This window comes from Chryseobacterium tagetis (assembly GCF_016735585.2).
GTDB classification, from domain to species: Bacteria; Bacteroidota; Bacteroidia; order Flavobacteriales; family Weeksellaceae; genus Chryseobacterium; species Chryseobacterium tagetis.
On record NZ_JAERSE020000003.1, the window covers coordinates 527,434 to 541,455 of the forward strand.

Below are 14,022 nucleotides of genomic sequence, written 5' to 3' on the forward strand. Positions count from 1 at the left end.
GCCAACTTGTAATTCGGAACGTCATATTATGATAAAGATATTCCAGAAAAATATTATGGAAGATACAAAAATCATTAAAATAAGCCGTTCAAAAATATTTAGAAACAATAAAAGTATTCAGATTATAAACGACAAAAGACAATTCTATATCATTAATATTGAATTGCCTTTTTTATCATTTTGCTGAAACGTCTTTGTTTAAATAGTTGAGGCATCGATCACAAAACGATAACGAGCCTCTTTGTTTACCACTTTATCCCAGGCATCATTGATCTCTTCAGCTTTGATGACCTCTATCTGTGGGTAAATCTTATTTTCGGCACAAAGATCCATCACTTCCTGTGTTTCAGGAATCCCCCCAATCAATGAAGCATTGAAATTCACTCGACTGAAAAAGAATTTTGCATTATCTATTTTAAACTCGCCGTTAATCGGCTGACCAACCTGTGTAAAATGCCCATAAGGTTTCACACATACTGCATAGTCGGACAATTCATAAGCATAAGGAATTGTTGATATCATATAGTCCAGCTTTCCTGCATAAGGTTTCAGTTTATCTAAAGAATCTACTACAATCACTTCTTTTGCTCCGAAGGATAAAATATCTTTACGCTTACTTTCGCTTGTTGTAAAAGCATACACTTCAGCCCCTTTGTGAACGGCAAGCTTTATCGCCAAATGACCTAGCCCACCAATACCTGCAACGCCTACTTTGTCTCCCTTTTGAAAGTTGGCTTTCATCAACGGTGAGTAAGTCGTTATTCCTGCACATAATAGGGGAGCAGCATATTTTAGATCAATATTTTCAGGAATTCTGATGGCAAAATGTTCTGTAACTACAATATTGTTAGAATATCCACCTTGTGTAATTCCTGATGGAGAAGTACTATCAGGTGCACCATAGGTTCCGACCATTCCTGTGGTCTCACAATGGTGTTCCTCACCATTTTTGCAACTGTTACATTTCATACAGCTGTTGACCATACAGCCGACACCCGCCTTGTCCCCAACTTTGAATTTGGTCACATTTTTCCCTACAGCGGTAACGATTCCAGCAATCTCGTGACCGGGAACTTGTGGATATTGCTGTGGACCCCAATGTCCTCTGATGGTATGTATATCTGAGTGACAGATACCTGAATATTTAATATCAATCAAAATATCGTTATCTCCAACCGCTCTGCGCTCGAATTCCCAAGGTTGTAATTTCCCTTTTGTATCTTTTCCTGCGTAGCCTTTTGATTTTATATTTTTGCTCATAATTTTTGAATTATTTGATTGTGAGAACAACTGCAAAGGGTTTATAAACATAAGACCTACACCCGCCAAAGCAGTCTGCTGAATGAATTTTTTTCTGGATGTTTTGCTGTTTTTCATTTTAAATATTTTATTTGAACTTAAATTTCAATGATTAAATAGTTATTTCAATTTTTGAAAAACCTCCTTCATCGTTTCTTTATCAATACTATCCATATCCACTAATTTTAATGATTTCACCATTTTCAAAGTAGAAGTTTTATAATGTTGAAAATGCGGTGTCTGCAAATGAGATTGGTATGCATTTTTATCAGCGTAAATCTCTATAATTCTGATCTGCATCGGATCTTCTTTTTGATACATTGGAAAAATAGCAATAACGCCCGGCTCAATGTTTACCGATGCGGATGATTCTTCCTTTAGAATTGCTTTGTACTGCTCAATATATTCCGGAATGATCTCTATTTCAGAGATGCGAACCATCATATCAGATTTTATCACCGGAACCGCTGGTTTTCCAATGATCTTCCGAATTGTATTTGCTTGGGTAATATCAACCGATTGTTGTATCAGGTCGGCCAATTGTTCCAGTTGATGTTCTGTAATTCCGGTATTCTTTCCCATACCGATGTGCGACTGCAACTGTCCTTCAACACCTGAAATGGATGCTAAAGCTGAGATGGTCACCAGTTCCCGCTGTTGATAACTCAAAACATCACTCACAAAAATATCCGCAAATAAATGCTCTTTCAGAAAAGTATCGACACGGGGTGCAAATTCACCAAAACCGGGAGCTGGTTTAGATTGCTGCGTTTTAGTAAGAGTTTCTAAAGTCTTTCGACCTTGCTCATATTTATCATCGACATTATTTTCAACGATAATTTTTTTCCCTTCAACATCATTGATACCTTTTGCTTTTCGCTCGTCCAGAACGGTTTTAAAAGTATTTAGTGCATTCAGACTTCTTGGAAATCCGCAGTACGCATACAATTGGACCAAAGTCTCCTTGATCTCATTAATGGTCAAGCCACTATCCAAACCTGCATTTAACTGAATTTTTAGATTTGTAAGGTTACCTGTTGCTGTCAAGGCAGAGATCTTCACCAGACTTTGTTCCTTAGGATTTAAATCCTGAGCTGATGTTTTTTGTTGTGCATTCATTTTAATTATACTTAATGTGAGAACAAAAAGTAATATCCATTGTAGAAATTTGCTTTTGCTCATTTTGATGATCTATTTGTTGGCTTCGTTATATTCTTCTTCTGTTACAGGATTCAGCCAGACTGCGTTGGTTTCTCCTTCATAATTAGTAATGGCAATATGGACCATTTTACTGCCTGCTTTTGCACCGTGCCAATGTTCAATATTTTCAGGAATGTTGATGACATCGCCTTTTTTGATGGTTTGAGCCGGTTTGCCTTTTTCCTGATAAAGACCTTCACCTTCCGTAACTATTAAGACCTGACCTTTTGGATGGGTATGCCAATTGGTTCTTGCTCCGGGTTCAAACGTAACGCTTCCCAGTATGAAATCATTATTTTTATCCTTTGGCAGAAGTACCTGAAGAAAGGCATCTCCTGTGAAATATCCGTTAGTTAGTTTTTCACCTTTTGGAAATAAGGCTGTAGTGTTGTTGTTTTGTGTTGTCATTTTGTGCTGATTTTTATTGATTGTACAAGCCGTTAATACCACTATGATACATATAGTGATTATCATCTTTTTTAAATGAATTAATTTACTCATTCTTTCTTGTATGATATTAATTATTTCCCGATCTGATTTTGTTCGGAAGCAGGGTAGCGGTCTCCTATAATTTTGATGTTGGAAATGTTAGTTTCCAGTTCAAGCCATTCTTTTTGGGTAAATGAAAAATCCGTGGTTCTCAGGTTTTCTTCTAAATGTGATAATTTAGTAGTTCCCGGTATAGGAACTATCCACGATTCTTTCTGCATCATCCAGCCTAAAGCGGTCTGTGCCGCCGTCATACCTCTGGTCCTTCCAAATTTATTAAGCTCTTCTACAATTCTGAGATTTGCTCTCATAGCCTCTGGTGTAAATCTTGGCAGAATATTGCGGTTGTCATTTCCGGAATCGAAAGATGTATATTCATTGATACTTCCTGTCAGGAATCCACGATTCAAAGGACTGTAAGGCACAAATCCTATTCCCAATTCTTTACAAACCGGGAATATTTCTTTCTCCGGTTCGCGCCACATCAGATGATATTCACTTTGAATTGCCGTGACAGGTTGTACAGCGTGCGCCTTACGAATGGTCGAAGCTCCAACCTCGCAAAGCCCGAAACGTTTTACTTTTCCTTCTTCGATCAGATCTTTCACTGTACCTGCAACATCTTCAATCGGGACGTTTGGATCAAAACGATGCTGATACAGTAATTCTATGACATCTATTTTCAAGCGTTTCAAAGAGTTTTCAACCATTTCCCTGATCCTTTCCGGACGGCTATTGACACCTGTCACTTTATTACCTTCATAATTAAAACCAAATTTTGTAGTGACTGCGATCTTATTCTTAAATGATGAAAATATCTCTCCAGCCAGTTCTTCGTTGGAAAACGGACCATAGGTTTCTGCGGTATCAAAAAGTGTGATCCCTCGTTCTACAGCCTGATGTCCCAATTTGATCATTGCTTTTTTATCAGGATGAATACCGCGGTGGTAATTCATTCCCATCACTCCAAATCCAATTTCGGAGACCTGCATACTGTATTGGCCTGATCCCAGAGTTCTTTGACCTTTAATGATGGGAAAGCTATTCATTTGTAATGATGTGTTTTTTTCTTCTGAACTTGACATTAATATTGAAGGAACGCACATAGCCGCACCTAAGACCGCTGTACTTTTGATAAAATCCCTGCGATTGAAAGGATTTATTTCGTTGTGAATTCCTGAATTTACACTGTTACTTTTCATATTTTATTTTTTTAGGTGTTATTGAATTGATTTACTGAATACTGTAGCCGCCATCCACAACTAATGTATGTCCTACGATAAGACTGGCAGCATCACTACATAACCAGGCAACAGCATTTCCGATCTCTTCAGGTCTCCCCAAACGTTTTACAGGTACGGTTTCCAACATAGCATCCAATGCCTCTTTCTGTCCGCCTTCAATCATTTTGTCCGCCATTGGTGTATGAATCAGTCCCGGACAGATGGTATTGATGCGGATGCCTTGTAGTGCATATTCTAAAGCCGCACTTTTGGTCAAACCGATTACGCCGTGTTTTGCTGCATGATAGGTTCCCCTTTGTGCTCCTCCTAAAATACCGCCGATTGAAGAGCAGTTTACAATAGCACCGCTTCCTTGTTTGCGCATCTGCTGCAGTTCATATTTCATACAGCTCCAAACACCACGAAGATTAATGCCTGTTACTCTGTCAAAATCTTCCCTTGTCTGGTCGGCAGCATCTGCAAGATCATTCTGAACACCGGCATTATTAAATGCAGCATCAAGTCGTCCAAAAGCAGCCACTGTTTCTTCTATCATTGCCTGTACCTGAGCATCATCGGATACATCACAAACAATGGCAAGTGTTTTATATCCTTCATCAGATAATTTTTTTGCAGCTGCATTGACCAGATTTTCATCCCAATCTGCCAATACAACAATTGCCCCTGCTTCGGCAAAGATTTTTGCGGTTGAAAATCCTATTCCTTGCCCTGCTCCTGTGATCAAAGCCACTTTATTTTTCATTGTTGTCATTATTGAATTATTTTAAATTTCTGATGACAAAGTTCCCATCTTATTAACATAAAAGTCTTATACAAACCACAGGTTCTGCTACCATTTTCACTGATTTACAGCGTCATTATAAAATGATGTTGATTTTATGATAAATTTGTATTCAATAAAAAAGCAGATTACAATGGATGATGTTTTAAGAATCGATACGGTGAGTCAGCACGACGCTTTTTATCATAAGGAGAATTTACATCCTTTGGTAAGCATTATGGATTTTGATGGCAGAACCCCGGAGATCTATTCAAAGAAAATGAATTTTGGATTTTATGCGGTATATCTGAAAGATATCAACTGCGGCGATATCAAATATGGCAAGAACACCTATGATTATCAGGATAAAACCTTAGTATTCGTTGCTCCGGGTCAGATTATCAATGTAGACATTAATAAAGATTATAAGCCACAGGGATATGCCTTATTATTTCATCCGGATTTAATCCGTGGGACATCTTTGGGTAAGCATATGGATGACTACACTTTCTTCTCTTATCAATCCAATGAAGCCTTACATTTATCGGAGAAAGAACGCAGGATCGTTCTGGATTGTTTTGAAAAAATCAAATATGAACTGGAACAAAATACAGATAAACATAGCAGAATGCTGATTGCAGCAAATATTGAACTTTTTCTGAGTTACTGCATCCGCTTCTATGACAGGCAATTCATTACTCGAAATGATGCCAACAAAGGTGTTTTGGAACAATTTGAAACGTTGCTAAATGATTATTATCAATCCGATAAACCTCAGACAATAGGTCTACCTTCAGTTACTTACTGTGCAGAGCAGCTCAATTTATCCACCAACTATTTCGGTGATCTTATTAAGAAGGAAACAGGAAAAACGGCTTTGGAATATATTCAGCTGAAAATAATGGATATGGCAAAGCAGAAGATTCTGGATAGTTCAAAAACAGTCAGTGAGATTGCCTACGAGCTGGGTTTTAAATATCCACAACATTTTACAAGATCTTTTAAAAAGATCATTGGAACGACTCCTCAAGATTACAGGTATTTGAATTAGAAACTTTAAAATGTTATCTGGCTTATTTGACAAATTTGTGACCAAGACGAGCATATTTTCAAACTTTTTATCAGTGATTTGGTACGTTTAAGTCAAATTAAACAAGAATTGTAAAATTCATTTTTATGAAGTATTTTTTATAATTAAAGTTTCTGGTAATCTAGCTTTAAGAATTTAAAATATTCACGTTGAATTTAGAATGAATTTTAGGAATTAAAAAATAGTGTAATCTATCCACGATAATGAAATCAGTTATCGGACCGTTCAGCAATTCCCTTAAGCATCACGTTACTGTTAATTTAATTAATTATTCTTACGGTAAATATGCTGATTCTATGATTTCAGCGACAAAGGTTTTGGTCATGTCAGATAATGTTCTTAGATTTGATTTGTTAGTATAAATCATTTTAAATGACAATATTATCTTACAGCTCTTCAAATTGATCCAAATCATGAAAAAACAAATCTTTACCGCTGCGCTGTCTCTGGGAGCCATCGCTTTTGGAACCGACCGGGTTCTGGCACAAAATTCCGGACAGGTGAGTACATCAGTAAATATTATTTTATCGGATGTTATTGCAATGGACATTGGCTCTGTTGCTTCAGAAGGCACTGTAGATTTTAATTATGGATCTACAAAAGATTATAATTCAGCAAAAAATGTGACCGTTCCAAACAGTCTAGTCATTATTTCCTCCAAAAATTTTGATGTAAAAGTAAAGTCTGAAGGTGCTCACTTTGTAAGTGGTGCAAACGTAATTCCTGTAGATGTATTGCAGGTAAAAGCAGTACCAGGCGGAAATTTGACAGGAACCCTGAATGAGGTAACTTTATCGACAAATGATCAGGTATTGGTAAGTAATGCAAGTTTAGGTACCAAACAGTCTTTAAATATAGCCTATTCTATTTCGGCCGAAAAAGCATCCAATGTACTTCTCGGAAAACCACAAGGAACTTACACACAAAAAGTAACTTATACTGCGACTGCTTTATAATTCAAACAATATATCTAGAATAAGCCCTTAATACTTTAGAAGTATTAAGGGCTTTTCTTTTTCAGCCAGATAAATCAACCTTGTAGTTATTTTACTACACGAACTTCCATGTTCCACTACAAAGAAACTTTTTTCACCGCTGTAGATTTGTAATGTCAAAAGAGGACAATTAAACAAGAATAAAAATTAAAAATAATAGTATCATGACAAAACAAATCTTAATCACAGCTTTAACTACCGGAGCAATCATATTAGGAACAAGCAATGTTCAGGCTCAGAACACTACAGCAACTACAACGGTAAATATTACTCTGAATGATGTGATCTCCATCGACGCAGGTAGTACTGCAATTGGTAATACAGTTGACTTCAACTATGCTACTGCAGCAGACTATAATTCGGATCAGACCATTACTAAAGCTAACTCTTTAAAAGTTACTTCAACGAAGAACTTTAATGTTAAAGTAAAAGCAGGAGGAGCTAACTTCATAAATGGAACTAACTTAATCCCTGTAAATGTTTTGACAATCAAAGCAGCTACAGCTGCCGGAACAATGGGGGGAACAAAAAGCGCTGTAGTTTTATCTGCAACAGATCAGACTTTAGTATCCAATGCTCCTCTTGGAAGTGCCTTAACACTGAATTTGGACTACACTATTCCAGCGGCTAAATCATCATCTTCTGATATTTTAGGTAAACCAGCGGGAACTTATACGCAAACAGTAACTTATACGGCGACTGCTTTATAATTGCTGAGTTTTAATAAAATTATTTATTTTTTAAATTAGATATATTATGGAAAAAAATAAAAGTATAGTGACAGAATGTTTCAAATGTGGAACACGTTATGAGAACTATTTTAAAGCATCGCCCTGCTGTAAATCAATTATTTTGAAAGTAGATGAAAATGGAAGCCGTACAAGTATAACTTTTATCAGCTCATTATCATTACTACGTTCAGAATCTATTCAGGTAAGTAGATAATAATATATAAAACATATCCGCTGGGATTAAATAGTATCAAAAATTAATTTTATTTTGTTATCCTAAAAAGATCTGCAGCTGCCAGATTCGGATTCAGGATGTTAGCAAAATTTATTTCAGTAAATATTTTTCATATTAATATTTTGTGATTTGGTGTGTCAAAGGCTTCCTATAGGAGGCCTTTGATTTTGTATGTATTACTGCAACAGCACTGTAAGTAACACAATAAATTTTATATGAGCCCTCAACACCAGAAAGTATTGAAGGCTTTCTATTTAAATCATATGAATAAGCTGTGTAGTTATTTTACTACACGGACTTCCATGTTCCACTACAAAGAAACTTTTTTCACCGCTGTAGATTTGTAATGTCAAAAGAGGACAATTAAATAAGAATAAAAATTAAAAATAATAGTATCATGAAAAAACAATTCGCAATCGCAGCTTTCACTATCGGAGCAATCGTATTAGGAACAAGCAATGTTCAGGCTCAAAATACAACCGCAACGACAACCGTAAACATTACCTTGAATGATGTAATTTCCATCGACGCAGGAAGTACTGCAATAGGTAATACAGTTGACTTCAACTATGCTACTGCAGCAGACTACAATTCTGATCAGACCATTACTAAAGCTAACTCTTTGAAAGTTACTTCAACGAAGAATTTTAATGTTAAAGTAAAAGCAGGAGGAGCTAACTTCATGAATGGAACCAACTTAATCCCTGTAAATGTTTTGACGATAAAAGCGGCTACAGCTGCCGGAACAATGGGGGGAACAAAAAGCGCTGTAGTTTTATCTGCAACAGATCAGACTTTAGTATCCAATGCTCCTCTTGGAAGTGCTTTAACACTTAATTTGGACTACACTATTCCAGCAGCGAAATCATCATCTTCTGATATTTTAGGTAAACCAGCCGGAACATATACTCAGACGGTTACTTATACTGCGACAGCTTTGTAAGATCTATAAGCAATTAATAAACTAAATATTAAATATTACTAGCATGCCAAGACAATTTACAATTGCATCTTTGATTATTGTAGGAATTATATTAGGAACTAACAAAATTCAGGCTCAAAATACAACTGCAGCAACAACAGTAAACATCACTCTGAAAGATGTGATTTCCATTGACGCAGGAAGTACTGCAATTGGTAATACAGTTGACTTTAATTATGTTACTGCAGCAGACTACAACTCTGATCAGACTATTACTAAAGCCAACTCTTTAAAAGTTACTTCAACGAAAAACTTTAATGTTAAAGTAAAAGCAGGAGGAGCTAATTTCATGAATGGAACGAACTTGATCCCTGTAAATGTTTTGACGATAAAAGCGGCTACAGCTGCCGGAACAATGGGGGGAACAAAAAGCGCTGTAGTTTTATCTGCAACGGATCAAACTTTAGTATCAAATGCTCCTCTTGGAAGTGCATTAACACTGAATTTGGACTACACTATTCCCGCAGCGAAATCATCATCTTCTGATATTTTGGGTAAACCAGCGGGAACTTATACTCAGACGGTTACATATACTGCGACTGCTTTATAATAAAAACAAACAGCAATTTTATATAAGCCCTCAACACATAGAACGGATTGAGGGCTTTTTCTTTTTAAGCCAAATAAATAAACCGTGTAGTTATTTTACTACATGAACTTCCATTTTCAACTACAAAGAAAGCTTTTTCACCGCTGTAGATTTGTAATGTCAAAAGAGGACAATTAAATAAGAATAAAAATTAAATATTACTATCATGAAAAAACAATTCGCAATCGCAGCTTTCACTATCGGATCAATTGTATTAGGAACAAGCAATGTTCAGGCTCAAAATACAACAGCAACTACAACGGTAAACATTACCCTTAACGATGTGATCTCCATCGACGCAGGAAGTACAGCAATTGGTAATACAGTTGACTTCAACTATGCTACTGCAGCAGACTACAACTCTGATCAAACGATTACTAAAGCCAATTCTTTGAAAGTTACTTCAACGAAGAATTTTAATGTTAAAGTAAAAGCAGGAGGTGCTAACTTCATAAATGGAACAAACTTAATCCCTGTAAATGTTTTGACAATCAAAGCGGCTACAGCTGCCGGAACAATGGGAGGAACAAAAAGCGCTGTAGTTTTATCTGCGACTGATCAAACTTTAGTATCAAACGCTCCTCTTGGAAGTGCTTTAACACTGAATTTGGACTACACGATTCCAGCAGCTAAATCATCATCTTCTGATATTTTAGGTAAACCAGCGGGAACTTATACGCAAACAGTAACTTATACCGCAACTGCTTTATAATAAAATTTTTAATTTGTAAAGGTTCATTTTGCTACGTTTTCAGTAGTTTTGAGAATCTTTTATTATTAAACTATTTACACCATGCACAAGTTTATTCACCTTTTCATTTTCTTTATCGTCACAGGGACTTCTTCACTTCTGGCACAAAGTATCTCTATGTCACCTACACGCTTGTTTTTCACAGGTAATCCGGGAGAAAAAGTAACAAAGACAGTCACGCTTCAAAACAGCTCAGATAAGGATTATGTTTTTAATCTCAACTACAAAGACTGGTTTAGAGAAGAAGATGGAAATAAGGTTTATCTTGAAGCAGGCAGTTCAAAAACTTCCAATGCCTCCTGGGTGTCTACCTTAGAAAACTCTGTAACAGTTCCTGCGAAAAGTACAAAGGAGATTGTAGTAACCATGCAGATCCCGGCAAACGCATCACAGTCTGCCGTTACGAACAGCATGTTGTTTTTCACACAACTTCCTCAGCAGGCAGATAAGGCACGTATTCAGAATGGTATTGGTATTATCACTTTATTCGAGGTGGGACTTCATATCTTTTACACTCCTCCGGGAAACCATGTGAAAAGTTTGGATATCACCAATATTTCAGAAGCGAGCAAAGAGAATTCGGCGAATAGAAAAGTCTCAGTAAGCATCCATAATGACGGAAACACCATCAATGATGCCACCGTTGGGTTTGAACTTACTGACACAGACAGTGGGAAGGAAATAAAATTACCTGCAATTTCTATCTCCATGCTTCCGGATACCAATCAGGTTGTTCAGTTTTCTTTGCCAGAGAACATTTCAGGAAACTTCCTTGGCGTGGTTATTATAAAAATGGCAGAATCCAATGATTTACGTGTAGGAGAAAAAAACTTTAAATTTTAAAATTAAGCCTTGAAACCACAGAATGGAATACCAATGTCAGTACTAAGAAGAACAATCTTATTTTTTGTATTTGTTCTTCTGCACTTTTCGTTGGCCTTTGCACAGGAAAAGAAGGATGTACAAATCCATTTTGAAAACGACAGTGTAGCTGTTGAGAAAGGTTCTACTTTTACTAATTTCCTGGTCATTGAGAATAAAAGTTCTGAAGAGATCACTATTCAGAATATCATACCTCAGGAAAAATATCCGGGATTGCTTTTCTATCCTAAAAATGACTTTACCTTAGGCGCTGGTCAGTCTAAAAATCTTCCTGTGAAACTGATTGCCAACCTGGATTTTATGAAATTGAGATCCAATGAGATCAAATTCCAGGTTTCTTACACCACTCCAACGGTTACCAAAAATGAACTGGCTTCGTTCTTCGTTGCTAAAGGCGAGAATAAAAACATCGCAATTTATACGGCCACCTACGAAAACTTTATTAACCCTGCTCTGCCGCAATCCTCACTTCTGCTGACTGTAGAAAACCAGGGGTATAGCAAACGAACTGTTAAGATTGATTTGCAATCAATTCCTGATGGTTTGGAAATTTTCCCAAAACAACAAACTGTATCTCTGGAAGGTTTAGAAAAACAAACGCTTGAAATTAAAATTGCAGTCAGAAAACAGAATACACTTTATCCGGAATTTAATATCAATGCAATCGTCACAGACCTACTAGATAATAAAATGGTGGGAAGCAACACACTCTACTTAGTCATTTTATCACACGACAGACAAATTGCTCGGGGAAACGAAGCCGTGAATGGAAGTAATTTTGCGGAAATTAGCTATAATGAAAACAGCTCAGGCTTCAATTATCTTCAATTGAGAGGAAACACAGCATTCCGGGTGACTGACAATTTAAAATCGAGCTTCAATATCGGTGCAGATTATTATCTTGAAGACGGTCTTTATAACCTGTATGACACCTGGTTGGAACTGCAGAGAAAAAATACGGTATTACGGGTAGGAAATGTTAATAGCAGCGATTATGATTACCCGATTTTCGGACGAGGAGGGAAAGCTTCTACCAAATTGGGTGAAAATAATCAGATTGAAATTCTTGCGCTGGAAAATAATTATAATCTGTATGGTACTTATTTCCAGCAAATAAAAGGATCTACCATGGCAGGTGCAAAATATGCTTTTGGAAATGCTAAATCTTTCAATGGGAAAGTATCTTATATATTTGACCATGATCCGCGTACTAATGTAGATACGCAGGTAGCGAACGCGGTAACATCATTGCTAATTAACGAAAAACACACTCTCCGTACCGAGTTGGGGCTAAGTAATGAAAAGGGCCTTTTGAACAATGATGAAAACGCAGGAGCTTCAATGGGAGCCAATTACGACGGGAAAATAGGGAAATGGGATATACAATCTGTCAATTCCTTTGCGACTAAAAGTTATGCAGGGATCAAAAGGGGATCGCTTTTCACAAATCAGCGTATCAGCCGCCAATTTTCTGCTACTCAGCGTGCTTTTATACAATATCAGAATTCGCAGGTAGAACCGGAGTTCCTGAGTTTTCAGAATGCACCCATCCAATCAGGCAATACCTCTAATTTACGTTATTATTTCAACAGCACAGAAGCTTTGGGATTAGGGTATCAGTTTTCTGTAAAAAAGTGGAGTTTTCTACTTTCTCCAAAGGTTGAAAACCAAAAAACAGCTAATTCTTATACATCGCATGAGCTTTTTTCATACCGGTTGGAAGCCAACATCAGCACAACATTAGGTTCCCATGGATTGAACCTGACGGCGGAATATTCTTATTCAAAAGAGAACAATACACCAGACTGGTTCAACAGTTTGAAAACAACTTTATCTTACAGATATAAATCATTTTCCATTAACGGAACAGCCCAATGGAATGTAACCAGTGTCTTTGATTTAAATTCTTATTATAATGCAAACCGTAATTTCGCTAATTACAATGTTTATGCCTCGTATAATTTCCAGATGCTTAATCATAATCTGACTGGATCTTTTTCAGCTGGAACCTTTTATTCGGAACTTTATAAAAATTTAAACAGTAATATCACCGGTAATCTGGAATATAAGATTTCGCCTTCCTGGTCCACAACAGGGTATTTTAATCTTTCGGGTTATAAATCTACGGCTGAATATGCAACCAGTGGAAATTATTATCAGTTCAGAGTGGGGATTAAAAAATATTTTACCGCAGCTACGGCTCTTGGAAATCATAAAGTGGCGTTCCAGTTCTTTGAAGATAAAAATTTCAATGGTTTTCTGGATTCCGGCGAGCCAGTACTTACTAATGAGATTGTAAAGCTGGACAATTACGTAGCGATAACAGATAAGAATGGAAAAGTAGTTTTTCAGAATGTGCCTGAAGGAACTTATACCCTAAAAGTGAACGAAAGTGCAGGTGCCCGATTGATGATGGATCCTACTATTATGGTACATAACAATATTAACCGCAAAGTGGGCTTGGTAAAAAACATCAGGGTAAGTGGGAAATTAACAGAGATCAAGCAAGCCTACGATGATGTGGAAACAGATGTAACCGGGATAGTGGTGTATGCAAAAAGTGAAGATGGCATGATCTATACTGCCGTGGTTAACCAAAAAAATGAATTTGAGTTTTTCCTAAAAGATGGAAAATACAACCTCTATATTGAAAATGACAAATACAGCTATACACAACCTATCCAAACCATTCAGGTGACAAAAGAAGGGTATTCAAAAACAGTGGTTTTTGAATATAAGAAGAAAGACACCACCATTAAGGTGAAAAAGTTTTAA

14 protein-coding genes are annotated in these 14,022 nt (G+C 36.7%); 9 read left to right on the forward strand and 5 right to left on the reverse strand.

All coding sequences use genetic code 11. The features are described 5' to 3' along the window. Window positions 1-198: 198 nt before the first annotated feature. From JI747_RS12395 to JI747_RS12415, 5 genes are all read right to left on the reverse strand, one after another. On the reverse strand, window positions 199-1,377 hold the full coding sequence (locus JI747_RS12395; protein WP_225689130.1) for an NAD(P)-dependent alcohol dehydrogenase: 1,179 nt from the start codon (window positions 1,375-1,377) through the stop codon (window positions 199-201). Between the two features lie 42 nt (window positions 1,378-1,419). Next, window positions 1,420-2,418 (reverse strand): carboxymuconolactone decarboxylase family protein, encoded by a 999-nt coding sequence (locus JI747_RS12400; protein ID WP_225689132.1) that lies wholly within the window; start codon window positions 2,416-2,418, stop codon window positions 1,420-1,422. A gap of 72 nt (window positions 2,419-2,490) precedes the next feature. Next, entirely contained in the window at window positions 2,491-2,907 is a 417-nt protein-coding gene (locus JI747_RS12405; RefSeq protein WP_225689134.1) for a (R)-mandelonitrile lyase, read from the reverse strand. 113 nt (window positions 2,908-3,020) lie between these two features. Beyond that, on the reverse strand, window positions 3,021-4,190 hold the full coding sequence (locus tag JI747_RS12410) for an aldo/keto reductase (protein ID WP_225689137.1): 1,170 nt from the start codon (window positions 4,188-4,190) through the stop codon (window positions 3,021-3,023). A gap of 31 nt (window positions 4,191-4,221) precedes the next feature. After that, window positions 4,222-4,983: an SDR family NAD(P)-dependent oxidoreductase gene (locus tag JI747_RS12415; protein ID WP_225689139.1), complete on the reverse strand. Its 762-nt coding sequence runs from the start codon at window positions 4,981-4,983 to the stop codon at window positions 4,222-4,224. A gap of 127 nt (window positions 4,984-5,110) precedes the next feature. Between JI747_RS12415 and JI747_RS12420 the strand changes: the two genes are divergently transcribed. The 9 genes from JI747_RS12420 to JI747_RS12460 all read left to right on the forward strand — a co-directional run bounded on the left by JI747_RS12420 (window position 5,111) and on the right by JI747_RS12460 (window position 14,022). Further along, a complete protein-coding gene (locus tag JI747_RS12420; RefSeq protein WP_317197620.1) occupies window positions 5,111-6,043 on the forward strand; it encodes a helix-turn-helix domain-containing protein in 933 nt (310 codons plus the stop codon). Between the two features lie 242 nt (window positions 6,044-6,285). Beyond that, window positions 6,286-6,444, forward strand: a complete 159-nt coding sequence (locus JI747_RS12425; RefSeq protein ID WP_225689141.1) for a hypothetical protein — start codon at window positions 6,286-6,288, stop codon at window positions 6,442-6,444. Between the two features lie 51 nt (window positions 6,445-6,495). Continuing rightward, the gene (locus JI747_RS12430; protein WP_225689143.1) at window positions 6,496-7,038 is read left to right on the forward strand and encodes a peptidoglycan-binding protein LysM; all 543 of its coding nucleotides are present in this window, start codon (window positions 6,496-6,498) and stop codon (window positions 7,036-7,038) included. Between the two features lie 203 nt (window positions 7,039-7,241). Continuing rightward, window positions 7,242-7,787 (forward strand): peptidoglycan-binding protein LysM, encoded by a 546-nt coding sequence (locus JI747_RS12435; protein ID WP_225689145.1) that lies wholly within the window; start codon window positions 7,242-7,244, stop codon window positions 7,785-7,787. Between the two features lie 653 nt (window positions 7,788-8,440). Then, a complete protein-coding gene (locus JI747_RS12440; protein ID WP_225689147.1) occupies window positions 8,441-8,986 on the forward strand; it encodes a peptidoglycan-binding protein LysM in 546 nt (181 codons plus the stop codon). A 43-nt stretch (window positions 8,987-9,029) separates the two neighbouring features. Further along, on the forward strand, window positions 9,030-9,575 hold the full coding sequence (locus JI747_RS12445; protein ID WP_225689149.1) for a peptidoglycan-binding protein LysM: 546 nt from the start codon (window positions 9,030-9,032) through the stop codon (window positions 9,573-9,575). A gap of 205 nt (window positions 9,576-9,780) precedes the next feature. Continuing rightward, a complete protein-coding gene (locus JI747_RS12450) occupies window positions 9,781-10,326 on the forward strand; it encodes a peptidoglycan-binding protein LysM (RefSeq protein WP_225689151.1) in 546 nt (181 codons plus the stop codon). 81 nt (window positions 10,327-10,407) lie between these two features. Beyond that, window positions 10,408-11,208 carry a fimbrial biogenesis chaperone gene (locus tag JI747_RS12455; RefSeq protein WP_225689153.1) on the forward strand — a complete coding sequence of 267 codons (801 nt, stop codon included), beginning with the start codon at window positions 10,408-10,410 and terminating at the stop codon, window positions 11,206-11,208. Window positions 11,209-11,241: 33 nt separating this feature from the next. Further along, a complete protein-coding gene (locus tag JI747_RS12460; protein ID WP_225689155.1) occupies window positions 11,242-14,022 on the forward strand; it encodes a collagen binding domain-containing protein in 2,781 nt (926 codons plus the stop codon).

Excerpts from the sequence above, each read along its gene's own strand:
- JI747_RS12395 (WP_225689130.1), bottom strand. The coding sequence starts at position 1,377 with ATGAAAAACAGCAAAACATCCAGAAAAAAATTCATTCAGCAGACTGCT.
- JI747_RS12400 (WP_225689132.1), bottom strand. The coding sequence starts at position 2,418 with ATGAATGCACAACAAAAAACATCAGCTCAGGATTTAAATCCTAAGGAA.
- JI747_RS12405 (WP_225689134.1), bottom strand. The coding sequence starts at position 2,907 with ATGACAACACAAAACAACAACACTACAGCCTTATTTCCAAAAGGTGAA.
- JI747_RS12410 (WP_225689137.1), bottom strand. The coding sequence starts at position 4,190 with ATGAAAAGTAACAGTGTAAATTCAGGAATTCACAACGAAATAAATCCT.
- JI747_RS12415 (WP_225689139.1), bottom strand. The coding sequence starts at position 4,983 with ATGACAACAATGAAAAATAAAGTGGCTTTGATCACAGGAGCAGGGCAA.
- JI747_RS12420 (WP_317197620.1), top strand. The coding sequence starts at position 5,111 with ATGATAAATTTGTATTCAATAAAAAAGCAGATTACAATGGATGATGTT.
- JI747_RS12425 (WP_225689141.1), top strand. The coding sequence starts at position 6,286 with ATGAAATCAGTTATCGGACCGTTCAGCAATTCCCTTAAGCATCACGTT.
- JI747_RS12430 (WP_225689143.1), top strand. The coding sequence starts at position 6,496 with ATGAAAAAACAAATCTTTACCGCTGCGCTGTCTCTGGGAGCCATCGCT.
- JI747_RS12435 (WP_225689145.1), top strand. The coding sequence starts at position 7,242 with ATGACAAAACAAATCTTAATCACAGCTTTAACTACCGGAGCAATCATA.
- JI747_RS12440 (WP_225689147.1), top strand. The coding sequence starts at position 8,441 with ATGAAAAAACAATTCGCAATCGCAGCTTTCACTATCGGAGCAATCGTA.
- JI747_RS12445 (WP_225689149.1), top strand. The coding sequence starts at position 9,030 with ATGCCAAGACAATTTACAATTGCATCTTTGATTATTGTAGGAATTATA.
- JI747_RS12450 (WP_225689151.1), top strand. The coding sequence starts at position 9,781 with ATGAAAAAACAATTCGCAATCGCAGCTTTCACTATCGGATCAATTGTA.
- JI747_RS12455 (WP_225689153.1), top strand. The coding sequence starts at position 10,408 with ATGCACAAGTTTATTCACCTTTTCATTTTCTTTATCGTCACAGGGACT.
- JI747_RS12460 (WP_225689155.1), top strand. The coding sequence starts at position 11,242 with ATGTCAGTACTAAGAAGAACAATCTTATTTTTTGTATTTGTTCTTCTG.